Genomic DNA, 16,861 nt, shown 5'->3' on the forward strand with positions numbered 1-16,861 from the left:
TAAAAAAAGGACTCAAAGAGAGTCCTTTTTTACTACCTGAATGTTATAGCCCAGTCAGAAGTACAATCGCCACTTCATTCATAATAATTTCGGCAATATACAATGCCAAGAAGGCAACAATTGGCGACAGGTCAATCATACCCATATTCGGCAAAATACGGCGGAACGGAGCCAACAATGGTTCTGCCAGCTCTTGAATGACTTCAATATACGGTGAGCGAGATTGAGTAAACATCACCACCCAGCTTAAAATAATCGTTGCAAAAATCAGGTAACGACAGAAGCGGATCAGATCCTGAATCATGGTGACAAAGGTCAAAATCACCAGATGTACCGGACTGTTCGGCATAGCACCTGAAAGGTACATTACCCCAAAAATCTTGAGTAAATATAAAAGCACCACCAAAGCCAAGGCTGCCGAATTGACACGACCTTTTGCCAAGGTGGGAAAAATACGCCCAAACAGATCGACGATTTTTGTCGCTTTCACAGTAGACATGACGACAGGATTATAAGCATTCACCGCTGCAAGCTGCATCAGAAAACGAAAGAATACGAGCAAAATCGCTACGTTAATAATAATGCCAAAAATCAGCGCAGAATTTGCACCCATACTGGAACTTTCCTAAATAAAAACGAGTTATTTGCTACTTTCACTTAGCTCTTGAGCAAGTTCTTGACTGCGCTTTTGCGCGGCAGCCAAAGCGGCCTGAATATTTTGAGAGATTTGCGCACGATCGAATATTTCCAGTGCAGCTTGAGTCGTACCATTTGGAGAGGTCACATTTTTGCGCAATTCTGCAGGTGTATTTGAACTGGTAATCGCCATTTGTGCGGCACCCAATGCTGTTTGCAATGTCAATGCAGTCGCCACTTTTTCATCCAGACCCAGGTTTTTGCCTGCACGAATCATGCTTTCCATCATATAGAAGAAATAAGCCGGACCAGAGCCAGATACTGCCGTTACAGCATCAATTTGTGCTTCTGAATTGACCCAAATGGTTAAACCGGTTGCAGCCAAAACCTGACTGGCCAATTCACGATCCTGTGCATTCACCGCTTCCGTTGCATACAGGCCATGTGCTCCTGTTTGCACCAAAGCAGGTGTATTGGGCATAACACGAACAATTCGATTGGTTTCTAGCAGGTTGGCAATAGTCGCGATTTCAGCCCCAGCCACAATCGACATCACCAGTTTGCCTTCAAACAAACCTTTAAGCGGTTTTAATACGCTGGCCAGTACTTGCGGTTTCACTGCAAAAAGTACGATATCGGCATCACGAATGGCAGCAATATTGTCATCCGTCACATGTACATCTTTTTCTGTTAATAAAAGACGGACTTTTTCGACCGGATCAGAAACTGTAATACGTGTTGGCGGCAAGCCACGCGAAATCAGCCCGCCAATCAAGGCTTGGGCCATATTACCGCCACCAATAAAACTAATATTACAATTTAAAGCTGCACTCATGGATTCATACTCGACTTAGAATTTTTTAACTAAGAGATCAAATTTGGTTGCCATCCACCGATTTCACAATATTCAGATTGGGCTAACCAAAACCCTTTTGGTGTAAAAACACCAAGCATAACATTATCTATGCTTAATATTTGAATTCTATAACGCTGCCAGGGAAAAATTTGTGCTTCCTGAATGGCTTTTTTTAATGGCCAGGCACCGACTCGCCCATATAAATGAATTTTTTCTCCACCTTTGCGCATCACCAGATCCAGTTTTTTGCCCAGCAATGCTGCTGACAGACCTATTTTTGCAGTTTCAGCAAGATAATCTCCTGAAAGAGTTTCTATCTTTTGCCCTAACGCTACACAGATGGTTTGTTCGGAACTATTCGATTGATTTTTTTCAGCCAGATATTCTGCGGCACTTAAGCGGAAAATTTTTTGCTGATAACGCACATAATAATATTGATTCCAGTGCAATGCCGCCTGTGCATCAGATTTGGAGCCAATCACTTCAAGCAACAAGCGTTGCACCATTTCAAAACTCGGGCGATAAGTATCCTGCCCTTTCATCCAGGCAGAGAGCAATTGCTTTTGCCGTGCACTTGATAATTGGGATAACTTTTCTAAATCTAGTTCAGTTGCCGATCCGCAATGGTTTAAATCCTGCTGTAATACGTCCAGCAAAATATCTTCCGCATCCTGCATGAGATAACTGGTGCGGCTGAGTGCCTGTTGCATTTTTGGATAACGTTGTTGCAACAGCGGCCACAATTCATGACGGCACCAAGCCCGATCGTAATGGGTATCTAAATTGGTGGGATCTTCAATATTTTGCACATTCAGCTGAGTGGCCCATTGGCCAATCTGCTCACGGGAAATATCGAGCAGTGGTCGCCAAATGGTGAATTGCTTTCGTACATCGACCTGCTTCATGGCGGATAAACCATGTACGCCGGCACCCGAAAGCAAGCGTAGCATCAAGGTTTCGGCCTGATCTTGCTGATGATGCGCCAAGACCAAGATATCATTGGCTTTTAAATGTTTTGAATAAGCTTGATAACGCGCGTTACGTGCCTGATGTTCCAGGTTGCCATCTTGCACTTCAACGGCTTCAACAATACACGGTACATTCAGCGCTGCACATTGATCAGATACAAATCCCCCCCAGTCTGCACTATTTTTTTGCAACTGGTGATCGACATAGATCGCACGGATTTTTTCAGGAAATAAATCAGACATTAAACGCAATAGCAGCATGGAATCCATGCCGCCACTACATCCAATCAAGAAAGTGCTTTCAGGAGAAAAGCACTGGATTTGTTTTAAGATGCCAGACCGGAATTGTCGCTGCCAAACTTCATTAAGCGCTGGTAACGTGCTTCGCATCTCTCATTCGCATCCATCGATTGCAATTCTTCTAAAGCCTGTTGTAACACATCTTTAAGATCTTGCATCACTTTTTCAGGCTGCAAATGTGCGCCTTCACCTTCATCCACCACATATTCAACAATACCAAGTTGTTTTAATTTCTCTGCAGTTAATGCCAAGGCTTCGCTGGCTTGTTCCGCTTTCTCTGCTGTTTTCCATAAAATGGATGCACAACCTTCAGGAGAAATCACCGAATAGATACTGTGAGACAACATCACCACGCGATCCGCCACACCAATACCGAGTGCGCCACCTGAACCGCCTTCACCTAAAACGGTCGCAACTACCGGAACTTTCAGGCTTGAAAGCTGTGCAAGGCTAGTGGCAATCGCTTCTGCCTGACCACGTTCTTCCGCACCGACCCCAGGATATGCACCCATGGTATCGATAAAAGTGAATACTGGCAGTTTAAAACGTTCAGCCATGTCGAGTAAACGCTGTGCTTTACGGTAACCTTCGGGATTACTCATACCGAAGTTGTGTTGCAATTTTTCACGAGTGCTGCGACCACGATGTTGCCCAACAATCATCACTGGCTGACCATTAAAACGTGCCAAGCCACCGATCATCGCACCATCATCACCAAATACCCGATCTCCATGTAAAGCATCGAATTCAGTGAAGATTTCACCAACATAATCCAGGAATTGCGGACGTTCTGGATGACGCGCAATTTGAACCGTTGTCCATGCTTTAGATTGAGCAGCTTTATTTTTCATAGGTCGACCATTATCCCTAAATTAACAATACCTTGTTAACCAATCACTTGTTAATAGATAAATTGTTCCGACTGAATATTCAATTCAATATCCCAATGCTTAAACTGCATCTGTTCATCATGCAAGTCTGCTACAAGCAAAGGCCATTGTTTGGCATCGCCAGAAACGCTGAGCTGCCATTGTTGCTCATTGATGATACTTAATTCAATGGCAGGAAGCATCTCATCACTACGACTATGATTCAGTAAAACTGCTAAACGCAGCAATAGACATAAGTACACAAGTTTGCTACCACCGACCTTAGCAACATCAACCCGTGCATCGCCACGAAGTTTACGACGGTGATGAGCGACCAAATGTGACAAATGGTTTTGGTCAATTTGCGAGAAACCCGGAATATCCGAATGCTGCAATAAATAAGCCCCATGGCGATGGTAACCACTGTGACTAATCGCCAGGCCAATCTCATGCAAATATGCAGCACGACGCAGTAAGTCACTGTCATCATTAGTTAAATTTAATGATTGTGCAACGCCATTAAACAATTGCTGTGCCGTATTGACTACACGCTCAGCCTGTTTGCTATCTGCGTTATAGCGTCCCATTAAAGCATGCACAGAACGGTCGCGAACGTCTTCATGCTGGAAACGACCAAGCAGGTCATACATGACACCTTCACGTAACGCACCATCTGAATAAACCAGTTTGTCCAGCCCCAGCACATCAAATACCGCATATAAAATGGCAATCCCTGCTGGCAAAACTGCTCGGCGGTCTTCTTTCAGGCCATCAAATTCCATTTCGGTCACGTGCTTGTATTTGAGCAGCTTGTCTTTGAGTTTTTCCAGACCTTCACGGGTGAGCTCTTCTTTTTCATTGCTCCAGCCCATATTCACGGTAATCTGACGACAAGCTTTAATTGTTCCGCTTGAACCCACCACAGTATCCCAACCGGCGGCTTTATAGGTATTGGCAATGCCTGAAATTTCCTTACGGGCAGCGGTCACCGCTTTATCGAAACTTTTCTGATTGATCTCACCCTCCATAAAATAGGCTTTGGTGAAGGCCACACATCCCATTTGTACAGATTCAGTATGGATCGGCTCGAATGCCTCGCCGATAATCAGTTCAGTTGATCCACCACCAATGTCAATCACCAGGCGGCGGCCACTATTGGCCATGGTATGCGATACACCTAAATAAATCAGACGAGCTTCTTCACGACCGGCAATAATTTCGATCGGTTTAGGTAAAATCTCTGCGGCTTTTTGAATAAATTCATGACCATTCTTGGCCTGACGTAAAGCATTGGTGGCGACAATACGCAACCGGTTGGCCTGTACAGAACTTAAACGCCCGACAAAACGTGCCAGACAGGCTAGACCTCGTTGCTGTGCCGCCTCAGTCAAATTTTTGTTTTCATCTAAACCCGCGGCCAATTGTACTTTTTCTGACATTGAAGCCACTTTTTTTACTTCGCCATGATCTACACGTGCAATCGCCAAGTGAAAGCTGTTCGACCCCATATCGATGGCAGCAAGTAACTCTTCATCAATCAAAAAATCAGACATTATTCAAACAAACCTATAAGAATTGTGCTTAGAGTAATTCACATGCATGCAATTTAAAAGCCATTTATCAGTTCAACTGAAGCAGTTTTTAATTTTTTTAATCGCTTAAACAATTGTAGGACACGATAATCAATATCGTGAGCATCAATTAGACAAACTCAATATAATGATTGAAAATTTACATATCCCTCTACATAGTTAAACGAGGCTATGTAATACTTATAGTTATAGAACTAACTTAAAATTTATTTGGAGCATTCCATGTCTGGCAATATCGTAAACACAACTGATGCGAACTTCGAAGCTGACGTTTTACAATCTGACATTCCTGTACTTGTCGATTTCTGGGCAGGCTGGTGTGCACCTTGTAAAGCTATTGCACCTGTACTTGAAGTATTATCTACAGAATTCGAAAGCAAAGTAAAAGTTGTTAAAGTTGACGTAACTGCTTGTGAAGCGACTGCCGTAAACTACAATATCCGCAACATTCCTGCACTATTGATGTTTAAAAATGGTGAAGTTGTCGCTCAACAAGTCGGTGCTGCGCCAAAATCTAAATTAACTGCTTTTATTGAAGAAAATATCTAATTTAAAAACAGTGTAATTTAATCCAATGCGCTATCGCCAGATAGCGTATTTTTTTCGTCTATAAATTGACAAAAATACGATTAGCTCTTATATTGCTTGTTCAAGGAATAAAGGATTTCTAATCCGTCATTTTCTTACAAGACACAACACATAAGATCGCCGCTCGGCAACAGAAATTGTTTTTACACTTTTCTCTTCGAAACAATGAATCAGACCTCTGAATTGTTATTGTGCAAATACAATTGCGTTACGTTTATTGCGTGTAAGCGGCTGAATGTTGCTCCCTTTTCTCATATCTATCCCAGAATTTTAATTCTATCTGACCCCCTATGAATTTAACTGAACTCAAGAAAAAACCGATTGGCGAACTCATCAAGATTGCCGAGTTTATGGGCCTGGAAGGAATGGCTCGTAACCGCAAGCAAGACATCATTTTTGCCATCTTAAAACGCCATGCAATGAATGGCGAAGAGATTTTTGGTGATGGTGTTCTGGAAATTCTGTCTGATGGTTTTGGTTTCCTCCGCTCAGCAGCGGGCTCTTATCTTGCAGGCCCAGATGACATTTATGTCAGCCCATCGCAAATTCGCCGTTTCAACTTACGCACCGGTGATACCATTACTGGCACAATTCGCCCACCCAAAGAAGGCGAACGCTATTTTGCGCTTTTAAAAGTTAATCAAATTAACTACGACACGCCTGAAAACTCGCGTAACAAAATCCTGTTTGAAAACTTGACCCCATTGTTCCCGACTGAACAATTGGTGATGGAACTGGGTAACGGTACCACTGAAGATTTGACTGCACGTGTAGTGGACTTGGTGGCCCCGATTGGTAAAGGCCAACGTTCTATTATCGTTGCGCCGCCAAAAGCGGGTAAAACCATGTTGTTACAAAACATCGCACAATCGATTGTCCGTAACAATCCTGAATGTTTTCTGATCGTGCTTCTGATTGACGAACGTCCTGAAGAAGTAACCGAAATGGAACGTACCGTTCGTGGTGAAGTGATTGCTTCAACTTTTGATGAATCCCCAGCACGTCACGTACAAGTGGCTGAAATGGTCATTGAAAAAGCAAAACGTCTGGTAGAACACAAGAAAGATGTGGTAATTCTGCTGGACTCGATTACTCGTTTAGCGCGTGCCTATAACACTGTCATCCCTTCTTCAGGCAAGGTGTTGACTGGTGGTGTGGATGCGCATGCCTTAGAGCGCCCAAAACGTTTCTTCGGTGCTGCACGTAACATTGAAGAAGGCGGCTCATTGACCATCATCTCTACTGCTCTGATTGAAACCGGTAGTAAAATGGATGAAGTGATTTACGAAGAATTCAAAGGAACCGGTAACCAGGAAATTACGCTTGATCGCCGCATTGCCGAAAAACGTGTATTCCCTGCAATGAATATCAAAAAATCCGGTACTCGCCGTGAAGAACGCCTGATGTCTGAAGACAACTTACGTAAAGTATGGATTTTGCGTAAATTGTTGCATACTCAAGATGAACTGGCTGCCATGGAATTCTTGCTGGATCGTATGAAAGAAACCAAAACCAATGATGATTTCTTCGATCAAATGAAGCGTAAAGCGACCAACTAAACACAGCATTATTCTTTTTTTCTATAAAAAGGCTATCTCTAACGATAGCCTTTTTATTTGGTTGACTTTATTTACATAAAGCTACAATCAAGTCTTTTCTTTGTAAACTTAAGGGACTAGTTCATACCTGTTAAAAATATTAACTTTAAAAAACCATAATTTTTAGCGAGTTATTTAGTATTTATCCAATATAAACTCTCCGATTGATTGTTATTTTCTGTTAAAAAAATGCTCATTTTTTATCTTTTTTTGCATTTTTTACTAGCCTCCTAGTAGCAATTCAAAATGCGCAGTGATAGCATATTCGCAGACCAGTTAGACTGCCTCTGCATTGTTACTGCCTAACAGATTTTAGGAAGAATAAAAGCACTCAACAGGCTAACATAGGTTTTTTTTAATCTCATATTTTAGAGAGTGATGCCATGTTATTCAAAAAAATCGCTATTGCTGCTGCAGTTGCTACTACTTTAGCTTTCGTTGGTTGTGCTAAAAAAACTGAAGAAGCTCCTGCTGCTGATGCTGCTGCATCTCAAGCTACTGTAGCTGCTTCTGAAGCTACTGCTGCTGCTTCTGCTGCTACTGTTGAAGCTTCTGCTGCTACTGAAGCTGCTGCTTCTGCTGTTGACGCTGCTCCAGCTTCTGAAGCTGCTGCTTCTGCTGCTAAATAATCTTTACGATTATTCAGTACAAAAAAGAGAGCCATTGGCTCTCTTTTTTTATGACTAAAATAAAGTTCAATTCTATAAAAACAATTGTACCTCTCCCTATTCTAAGTACAGAATTGATTTCTAATCCCGATTGTCAATTAAATTACAAAGGGCTGAATCTCTCAAATACTTAGGCTCTACTCCACAAATAACGCTTTTATATACAAATCTTATAGCAAAAAAAGAGCAGATCAATCGATCTGCTCATTTCCTACACGCTGGCGGAATTTCTGCCCTGCGCGGAATGTGACTACACGGCGTGCTGAAATTGGAATTTCCTCGCCAGTTTTCGGGTTACGGCCTGGACGTTCACGCTTGTCACGCAACTCAAAGTTACCGAACCCCGAAAGTTTAACCTGTTCGCCCGAGATTAGCGCTTGGCTAATCTCATCAAAGAACAATTCGACCATTTGTTTAGCTTCACGACGGTTTAAACTCGTGAGCTCACTTAAATGATCAGCCATTTCTGCTTTTGTTAGTGCTGTCATGAAGCCCTCAATGTCGCTTGGTAAGTGTTTTCCAACACTTGAAGGATATTATCCATACCTGATTTAATTTCAGCATCTTCCAATGTACGGCTTGGATGCTGCCAGAGAAGGGCAAATGCCAGTGAGCGTTTCCCTTCTTCTACCCCTTGTCCAGTATACACATCGAATAACCATGTCGAGTCTAGCAGCTCCCCACCTGTTTTTTCGATAAGTCCCTGAATTTCGCTAACATTAATCTTATCACTAATTAAAAGCGCAATATCACGTCTTACTGATGGAAAACGTGATAATTCTGTAAAATTAGATACATAAGTTTGCAAAACAGCCTTTTGATCAAGTTCGGCAACCCAAGTCATGCCCAAATCAAGTTCATCTTCTAAAGAGGGATGTAAACGACCCAGATAACCAACAGACTGACCATCAACCAGAATTTCAGCTGATTGTCCAGGATGCAACCAGCTACGCTCTGAACGAACATATTCCACTTGAACCCGTCCAGCTGCCAGAATTTCCTCAACTTCACCTTTTAAGTCAAAGAAATCCATCGGTAGAGCCTTGCCATGCCAAGATTCAGTTGTTTTAGCACCGACTGCAATTAAAGCCAAAGTCGGGATTTGTTTAAGATCGTGGATACTTTGTGCATCCTGATAATCAAAACGTAAACCCAGTTCAAAGAAACGTACGCGGTTTTGCTGACGGTTAATATTGTATTGCACACATGGAATCAAGCTGGATAACAAAGTCGAACGCATTGCAGCCAGTTCGCTTGAAATCGGGTTGGCCAACATCAACGGATTGACCGCAGGATTCAACTGTTTTTCAAGTTTAGCATCGGCAAAGCTGAAACTGATCGCTTCCTGATAACCTAAAGTCACCAGGGTTTGACGAAGTTGTGGCAATTCAAACTGATCTTGATGTTTGGCAAGTTTTACATCAATCACTGGCAAGCTGATCTGAATGTTGTCATAACCATGAATACGGGCAACTTCTTCAATTAGGTCTTGGTAAATCGCCATGTCGTAGCGATGTGATGGAGGAACTACAGTCCATTGACCCTCTGCTTTTACAGTCACCACACAACCTAAGCGTTGCAGTGCATCGGTAATAAAGTCACTTTCAACCTTATAACCCAATAACTGATCCACTTGAGCTTGATTCAGCTCAATCGCTTCACGTTTTGGTAAAAGCTCCGTTTTTTCTGCAACAGTAATTGGACCAAACTCACCACCAGCAAGATCAGCAATCAGCTGTGATGCGCGGTGCATGGCAATAAGCGGTAATTCAAAATCTACGCCACGTTCATAGCGCTGAGATGCATCGGTATGTAAACCAAAGCTACGTGCACGACCCGCAATATGTAAAGGCGCAAAGAAAGCAGATTCTAGGAAGATTTCCGTGGTTTCATCGGTAACAGAAGAAGATAAACCACCCATGATGCCGGCAATTGCCAATGCTTTCACATCATCAGCAATGACCATCACATTGTCTTGAAGTTCAACTTCTTGTTCATTGAGCAACACCAGTTTTTCAGCAGCAGTGGCTTGACGTACATGTACTGAACCTTGAACCTTGCCACCATCAAATGCGTGTAAGGGTTGACCCAATTCAATTAAGACATAGTTGGTGATATCGACCAAAATGCTGTGCTGACGGATACCTGAACGAGCAAGTGCACGTTCCATCCATACCGGGGTCGCTGCTTTGGTATTGACGTTTTTAATTACACGACCCAAGTAACGTGGGCAGCCTTCAGTTTCTACAACTACTTGCTTCTCATCAGCAATAGTCGCAGCCACTTCCTTGATTTCCGGTGCAGTCACAGCAAGCTGGTTAATGACACCAATTTCACGTGCGATACCACGAATACTGAAACAGTCACCACGGTTAGGCGTGATACTGATATCAATGACATTGTCATCAAGGTCTAGATATTCACGGATATTCATGCCCGCCGATGCATCTGCAGGTAGTTCTAGAAGGCCATCAATTTTATCTTCAAGGTCAATTTCAGAAGCACCGCACAGCATGCCTTGTGATTCAATACCACGCAGCTTACCTTTCTTGATTTTAAAATCACCCGGTAAAACTGCACCAATGGTGGCTACAGGTGCTTTCATGCCTACACGTACGTTAGGCGCACCACATACAATTTGTAAAGGTTCACCTGATCCAATGTTCACAGTGGTTACACGTAAACGGTCTGCATCAGGATGTTGTTCTACAGTCAGAACTTCACCTACAACCACACCAGTAAATGGTTTTGCCGCTGGCGCCAGTTCATCCACTTCCAAACCGAGCATGGTGAGTTGGTCAGATAAGGTATCGCTGTCAATTGCTGGGCTGACCCAGGTGCGTAACCAATTTTCGCTAATTTTCATTTCTATAAAAACCTATAAATCTAATTTTTTGAATCCCTCTCTAACTCCAATCATTTCGCGGAGTTCTCTCCTTTTTTTAAAGGAGATGAGAAGCACTGCTTCGCAAGAGAGGTTAATAAATTCGTTTAAGCAAATTGGCGTAAGAAACGCACATCATTCTGGTAGAACATACGCAAATCATTAATGCCATAACGCAACATGGCAAAACGCTCTACACCTAAACCAAACGCAAAACCTTTATATTTTTCAGGATCAATACCTGCTGCCTGAAGCACATTCGGATGCACCATACCGCAGCCCAAAACCTCTAACCAACGACCACGTTCATCCATGATATCCACTTCCGCACTTGGTTCAGTGAACGGAAAGTAAGATGGACGGAAACGCACGGTTAAATCCTTTTCAAAGAATTCGTTCAGCAAGTTCACCAGCAAACCTTTCAGTTCAGCGAAGCTGGTATTTTCAGCCACGTATAAACCTTCAATTTGATGGAACATTGGCGAATGCGTCTGGTCAGAGTCACAGCGATATACGCGACCCGGGCAGACAATACGAATTGGCGGCTGATTCTTTTCCATAGTACGCACTTGCACACCTGAAGTGTGGGTACGAAGCAAGTGGTTGGCATCAAAATAGAAAGTATCATGCATTGCACGTGCAGGGTGATGACCTGGAATATTCAGTGCTTCAAAGTTGTGATAATCATCTTCAACTTCAGGGCCTGTCGCAACCGTGAAACCGGCTTTGGTAAAGAACTGGCAAATACGTTCCTGCACTTGGGTCACAGGATGAATACTGCCCACACTTTGACCACGACCCGGCAAGGTAATATCGATCGTTTCGCTGGCAAGTTTTTGTTCTAGTGCAGCTTTTTGTAATTCCGCCTGACGTGTGGTTAATGCACCAGTGATGGCTTCACGCACAGCATGAATTTTTGCCCCGAAAACTTTACGTTCTTCAGGGTCCATTTTACCCAGTGCCTTGGATTGTTCCGCGAGCTGGCTTTTCTTCCCTGTAAATTGCACTCGTACTTGATCGAGTGTAGCAAGGTCCTCTGCTGCTGCAATCGCAGCGAGCGCTTCAGTGGTCAGGGCTTCCAGTGACATAGTAACTCTCAAAGCAACAATTTAAAAATATAATAAAACCCCATATTCTAACAGTTTTTAAGCGCGTTGATGAAGTTCCCTGTAGAGGAAAAATTAGATTGGCAACCATATTTAGAAAAAGTATAAGATAAAGCCAATATTTATGAGATCAATAACAATGGCACTCGATCAGATTTGGAAACAGCAGCTTACTTTGGTGACCTATGGCAATGAATATTTCAGCCAGAATCTGAGCTTTAATCATTGGGTACAACATGCCATTTTTAACCAGCACAATTTGCGTTTCCGAGATCTGCTGTCACAACATTTATTGGCACAACATTTTCAAATCTGGCTGGAAGGTCTAAAAAAACAGGGAACGCTGCGCATCAGCCTGCACAGTTCCAGCCTGTTAAGTGATGAGCAAAATCCAAATGCCAATGTTGAACTGCTGGCCATTCCGCATTTTATTGTCAGCCATGAACAAAATAAGAAAACGGCATGGATTTTTGGCAAGGAGTTGGCGGAGTGGTATAACGCAGATCATGACTATGCAGCGCCCAAGCTACAACAAGAACAGTGTCGTCAGGAAACCTTCTGGCGTTTCGAGCTGAATTCAAAACTGGCAAAACGGATTGATGCCGATCTGCAACAGCCGAAGTGGGATGACATTCAGGTTTATACTAATAACGAATTATTTGACAGCAAGTTTGCCCAAGGCTTTGTCGAGCCTGCCCAGCGGGATTTTCCATATTATGGGATGCCGCAAACTGCAACGGAAAATGCCGATGGTTCTCCATTGTTCGAGAGTAAATATCTGCCTTTACTGCCAAGCGATTATCAGGCGGATTATGCGCATACCACACTGCATCGTTTAGAAGCACTAGCTAGTTATATTCAGCAAAAACAGCAACATCCCTATCATGCGGATGGCAGTGAACTGACAGCAGAAGAGCAGCTGAATCTACGCCATTTCTCGCAAAAGCTGGATGATTTAACTGCAAAATTTATAGTTAAAGTTGCCAATCATTATCAGTCCGCACGACTGACCAAAGTTGAAGTGGCCAATCCGCTGGATGATGCACCCAGCACTCCACATAGCGCCCCACAGGTAAAAAGCCATCCTGCACATGCCTCGCATAAAGTTGGTACATCAGGTGTGATTAAACTAATTCTGCTGACCATTGTGATTTGTGTATTGGCTTATTATTTTGGACTTTAATTTTCTATAAAGATGCTCAAAACTGCTGCCATGTATGGAAAATTTCAAATAGATCCAACGAGTATACTGATACTGCGGATTTTTCAGCATGATTGAGATGCAAGATGAACTCGATAACGTAGCATCGAGCTCATCCTTTTTATAAGCTTCTAATTTTTATCGTGATGAGGTCATTGCAATTTTTTAGGCTTTTTTAGTACCAGTTTTTTTAACACTTCTGATACCGCTACCATAGCAAAACTTGAGGTCACCACCACTGCCGAGCCATAACCACCACAGCGCAGGCCGGCACTGGCACAAACTTCTGCGCCAGAGAACGGATTATCTATCGAATAGACGCAGGTAATACCAAATTTTTCTTTCGGCTTTTTGCAAATGCCTTTGGCTCGTAGCTGGCTACGCAGTTTCGCCAGCATCGGGTCCTGTTCAGTTTTAGATAAATCGGCAACACGGATTTTTAAAGGATCTAATTTTCCGCCTGCTCCACCCGACACAATCAGCGGAATTTTATTAAAACGGCAATGCAGCATTAAGGCCAGTTTGGCTTTGACATCATCAATACAGTCCAGAACGACATCAGGGGTATTTTCTAACAGTTCTTTGACATTGTCTGGGGTTAGATAATCATCTACCAGATTGATCTTGATCCGTGGATTAATTGAATAACAGCGCTCGGCCATCACTTCAATTTTTTCCCGACCCAAGGTCGAACTCATGGCCGGTAATTGACGGTTAATATTCGATGCAGCGACCACATCCATATCAATCAGGGTCAGCTCAGCAATGCCGGTACGCGCCAAGGCTTCAACCGCCCAGGAACCCACGCCGCCAATCCCGATCACCATCACATGGCTGTGTTCGTATTGACGAAACGCCTCATCTCCATAAATTTTTTCTACCCCGGCAAAGCGGCGCTCATATTCATCATCTTCAGGAAGATCAGTCATTCGTCATCTAACAGCTAAAAAACACCGCTGCATTTTATCAAATTCCGGCTCAATTCGATAATCTATCTCTTTCGCATCATTCAATAACTGTAGCAGACATAAAAAAAGAGGCTTTCGCCCCTTTTCTATTCATCTATCAATACTGCTTTTATTTATTCATGATAAAAAAATATTCACGATAATATTTCAGTTCGGCAATCGAATCACGGATGTCATCCATCGCTAAATGTGAGGCATTCTTTTTCAAGCCACTCATAATTTCCGGGCGCCAGCGTTTTGCCAGCTCTTTCACTGAAGATACATCCAGATTACGGTAATGGAAGTACTGTTCCATTTCCGGCATTAAACGGTGCAAGAAACGGCGATCCTGACAAATCGAGTTACCGCACATCGGGGATGATTTTGGATTGACCCATTTTTTCAGGAATTCCAGGGTTTGCTGTTCGGCATCTTGTGCAGTCAATTTACTGCGGCGTACCCGTTCGATCAGACCGGATTGTCCATGTTGACGCGTATTCCACTCATCCATCGCATTTAGCACGCGATCCGACTGATGCACAGCCAGCACTGGACCTTCCGCCAGAATATTCAGGTTATCGTCAGTCACAATTGTTGCAACTTCAATAATTTGGTCGTTATCCGTATCCAGACCTGTCATTTCAAGGTCAATCCAAATCAGGCGGGTATCAGGGGTGCTGCTCATAAATGTGCAATCTTATTGGGCTTAAAAACCGCTATAGTAGCAAATTTATTGCAACTTGGCTGTAACTCCTACCCCGCTTCATGCTATTTTTGCCATTCTTAGTCCATGCTTTTTTTAGGATATGAATGGCTTTAATTCGTAAACGTCGTTTAACTGAACAGCAGCAACGTCGCATTCAGAAACAACATCAAACACGTCAAGAAGAACTCGACACTTCAAATGATTTAGAAGGCCTGGTGGTTCAGCACTATGGTCGTCAACTTGAAGTGCAAGCCCTCTCAGCGCCCGAAAAGCATCCAACTAAACCTGATGTGAAAGCAGGTGAACCAGACCCTTTTTGGAAGCCGATTGAAGTCGGCAGTGTATGGCGTTGTCATACCCGGACCAATCTGGAAGCGCTAGTCACAGGTGACCGGGTCAAATGGCAGGCCGATCCGAATACCGGTCTGGGCATTATTACCGCCATTCACCCCCGCCAATCCTTGCTGACCCGTCCTGACCGCTATCACAAGGTCAAACCGGTCGCAGCCAATGTCAGCCTGATTGTGATTGTGTTTGCCTCTTTCCCGGAAGTTGCACCCAGCTTGATTGACCGCTATCTGGTGGCCTGTGCCGATGCTGAAATTCCTGCTCTCTTAGTGTTGAATAAAGCTGATTTACTTCAGGAAAATGACCCGATTTTAGACTTGGTCAAAGAATATCAAGCCTTGGGTTATGAAGTGATGCAAACTCAATCTGATGGCGATTTAACTGAACTGGCAAAACGCCTGGCCGGTGAAACGGTCGCTTTTGTCGGTCAGTCTGGTGTGGGCAAAAGCTCGCTGATTAATGCTATGGTTCCTGAAGCGGCGCAAAAAACCAATATCATTTCGGAAAACTCGGCGCTGGGTCAGCATACCACCACCTCTACCCGTTTAATTACCTTTGGTGAAGGCGCTGCACTGATTGACTCTCCGGGAATCCGTGAATTTGGTTTATGGCATCTGGACCTGGCCAAAGTGCAGCATGGCTTTCCTGAAATTGAAAACCTGCTGGGACATTGCCAGTTCCGTAACTGTACCCATAAGCATGAAAAGCAATGTGCTTTACGTCAGGCTGTGGAATCTGGTGAAATCTTGCAACGCCGTTTAGACAGTTATTTGCGTTTAATCGATGAAATTACTGAAGCGCAGCAAAAAAATTAATTTTTCTTAACCCTTAGCCCTTGAAGCGGTGATTTTGATCGCCATATTTATAGGCTATACTCTACGCAATTTTGAATTGTAATTAGGTGACTTGTGGAACGTTGGTTCGAATTTATGGGGAATCACCCCTTCTTGTTTGGAACACTCGGGGTGTTGGTTGTTTTGTTCTTTATTTTAGAAGGACAACGCAATGGCCGTAAAATTTCACCACAATCTTTAGGTATTTTAGTCAAAGCTAAAAATGCCATGTTGATTGATTTACGTGATGCCAAAGATTTCCGTGAAGGTCATATCAGCGGTAGCCGTAATATTCCATATAGCCAGATTACCAGTCATATTGAAGAGTTAAAATCTGCCGATCGACCACTGGTGTTTATTTGTAACCTGGGTCAAATCGCAGGTACCGCTTTACAGCAAGTAGGTCATGCCGACAGCTACCGTCTGGATGGTGGGATCAACAACTGGAAAGTTCAAGGCTTACCCCTGATTAAAAGCAAATAATACGCTTGGAGATTTTGAATGGCTGAAGTAATTATTTATTCCACCACCGTATGCCCATATTGCATTCGCGCAAAACAACTTCTTGAGCGTAAAGGCGTGGCTTATAAAGAAATTAACTTATCTAACGAAGCGCCTGAAGTACGTGTGGAACTGATGCAACGCACCAATCACCGTACTGTTCCACAAATTTTTATTAACGACCAGTTTATTGGTGGTTTTGATCAACTTTATGCTTTAGAGCGTGAAGGAAAACTAAACGAACTATTGGCTTAACCCTA

Annotated in this window: 17 protein-coding genes; 7 read left to right on the forward strand and 10 right to left on the reverse strand. The window is 43.2% G+C overall.

What is annotated here, in order from left to right; genetic code table 11:
* Positions 1–43 precede the first annotated feature (43 nt).
* Genes B9T38_RS14400 through ppx form a run of 5 tightly spaced genes read right to left on the reverse strand, consistent with a single transcriptional unit; the run spans position 44 to position 5,182 of the window.
* A complete protein-coding gene (locus B9T38_RS14400) occupies positions 44–613 on the reverse strand; it encodes a YggT family protein (RefSeq protein ID WP_086197458.1) in 570 nt (189 codons plus the stop codon).
* 27 nt (positions 614–640) lie between these two features.
* The gene (gene proC, locus B9T38_RS14405; protein ID WP_086197459.1) at positions 641–1,471 is read right to left on the reverse strand and encodes a pyrroline-5-carboxylate reductase; all 831 of its coding nucleotides are present in this window, start codon (positions 1,469–1,471) and stop codon (positions 641–643) included.
* Between the two features lie 29 nt (positions 1,472–1,500).
* Entirely contained in the window at positions 1,501–2,850 is a 1,350-nt protein-coding gene (tilS, locus tag B9T38_RS14410) for a tRNA lysidine(34) synthetase TilS (RefSeq protein ID WP_086197460.1), read from the reverse strand.
* Entirely contained in the window at positions 2,787–3,611 is an 825-nt protein-coding gene (locus tag B9T38_RS14415; RefSeq protein WP_086197461.1) for an acetyl-CoA carboxylase carboxyltransferase subunit alpha, read from the reverse strand. Before B9T38_RS14415 ends, tilS begins: the two co-directional genes overlap by 64 nt.
* Positions 3,612–3,661: 50 nt before the next feature.
* Entirely contained in the window at positions 3,662–5,182 is a 1,521-nt protein-coding gene (gene ppx, locus B9T38_RS14420; protein ID WP_086197462.1) for an exopolyphosphatase, read from the reverse strand.
* A gap of 261 nt (positions 5,183–5,443) precedes the next feature.
* On the opposite strand from ppx, the gene trxA reads away from it, so the two are divergent.
* The 3 genes from trxA to B9T38_RS14435 all read left to right on the forward strand — a co-directional run bounded on the left by trxA (position 5,444) and on the right by B9T38_RS14435 (position 8,036).
* Complete coding sequence (gene trxA, locus B9T38_RS14425; protein WP_086197463.1) at positions 5,444–5,770, forward strand: thioredoxin; 327 nt, start codon at positions 5,444–5,446, stop codon at positions 5,768–5,770.
* 329 nt (positions 5,771–6,099) lie between these two features.
* On the forward strand, positions 6,100–7,368 hold the full coding sequence (gene rho, locus B9T38_RS14430) for a transcription termination factor Rho (protein WP_005007569.1): 1,269 nt from the start codon (positions 6,100–6,102) through the stop codon (positions 7,366–7,368).
* Between the two features lie 422 nt (positions 7,369–7,790).
* Positions 7,791–8,036, forward strand: a complete 246-nt coding sequence (locus B9T38_RS14435) for a hypothetical protein (RefSeq protein WP_086197464.1) — start codon at positions 7,791–7,793, stop codon at positions 8,034–8,036.
* Between the two features lie 230 nt (positions 8,037–8,266).
* On the opposite strand, the gene B9T38_RS14440 is transcribed toward B9T38_RS14435, so the two are convergent.
* The 3 genes from B9T38_RS14440 to pheS form a co-directional block, all read right to left on the reverse strand.
* Positions 8,267–8,563 carry an integration host factor subunit alpha gene (locus tag B9T38_RS14440; protein ID WP_086197465.1) on the reverse strand — a complete coding sequence of 99 codons (297 nt, stop codon included), beginning with the start codon at positions 8,561–8,563 and terminating at the stop codon, positions 8,267–8,269.
* The gene (gene pheT, locus B9T38_RS14445; protein ID WP_086197466.1) at positions 8,560–10,941 is read right to left on the reverse strand and encodes a phenylalanine--tRNA ligase subunit beta; all 2,382 of its coding nucleotides are present in this window, start codon (positions 10,939–10,941) and stop codon (positions 8,560–8,562) included. The genes B9T38_RS14440 and pheT overlap by 4 nt, the downstream gene beginning before the upstream one ends.
* Positions 10,942–11,066: 125 nt before the next feature.
* Positions 11,067–12,047 carry a phenylalanine--tRNA ligase subunit alpha gene (gene pheS / locus B9T38_RS14450; RefSeq protein ID WP_086197467.1) on the reverse strand — a complete coding sequence of 327 codons (981 nt, stop codon included), beginning with the start codon at positions 12,045–12,047 and terminating at the stop codon, positions 11,067–11,069.
* Positions 12,048–12,204: 157 nt separating this feature from the next.
* On the opposite strand from pheS, the gene B9T38_RS14455 reads away from it, so the two are divergent.
* Positions 12,205–13,248, forward strand: a complete 1,044-nt coding sequence (locus B9T38_RS14455; protein ID WP_086197468.1) for a hypothetical protein — start codon at positions 12,205–12,207, stop codon at positions 13,246–13,248.
* Between the two features lie 170 nt (positions 13,249–13,418).
* On the opposite strand, the gene B9T38_RS14460 is transcribed toward B9T38_RS14455, so the two are convergent.
* Together B9T38_RS14460 and orn are read right to left on the reverse strand one after the other, a co-directional pair.
* Positions 13,419–14,195 (reverse strand): tRNA threonylcarbamoyladenosine dehydratase, encoded by a 777-nt coding sequence (locus tag B9T38_RS14460; RefSeq protein ID WP_086197469.1) that lies wholly within the window; start codon positions 14,193–14,195, stop codon positions 13,419–13,421.
* A gap of 148 nt (positions 14,196–14,343) precedes the next feature.
* Entirely contained in the window at positions 14,344–14,898 is a 555-nt protein-coding gene (gene orn, locus B9T38_RS14465; RefSeq protein ID WP_086197470.1) for an oligoribonuclease, read from the reverse strand.
* Between the two features lie 125 nt (positions 14,899–15,023).
* Here orn and rsgA point away from each other — a divergent pair, with 125 nt between their 5' ends.
* The 3 genes from rsgA (at position 15,024) to grxC (ending at position 16,856) form a co-directional block, all read left to right on the forward strand.
* Positions 15,024–16,082: a small ribosomal subunit biogenesis GTPase RsgA gene (rsgA, locus tag B9T38_RS14470; protein ID WP_086197471.1), complete on the forward strand. Its 1,059-nt coding sequence runs from the start codon at positions 15,024–15,026 to the stop codon at positions 16,080–16,082.
* Positions 16,083–16,175: 93 nt separating this feature from the next.
* Positions 16,176–16,583 (forward strand): rhodanese-like domain-containing protein, encoded by a 408-nt coding sequence (locus tag B9T38_RS14475; protein WP_086197472.1) that lies wholly within the window; start codon positions 16,176–16,178, stop codon positions 16,581–16,583.
* 18 nt (positions 16,584–16,601) lie between these two features.
* A complete protein-coding gene (gene grxC / locus B9T38_RS14480) occupies positions 16,602–16,856 on the forward strand; it encodes a glutaredoxin 3 (protein WP_086197473.1) in 255 nt (84 codons plus the stop codon).
* Positions 16,857–16,861 lie beyond the last annotated feature (5 nt).

Source organism: Acinetobacter sp. ANC 4218, from assembly GCF_002135245.1.
Classification (GTDB): Bacteria; Pseudomonadota; Gammaproteobacteria; order Pseudomonadales; family Moraxellaceae; genus Acinetobacter.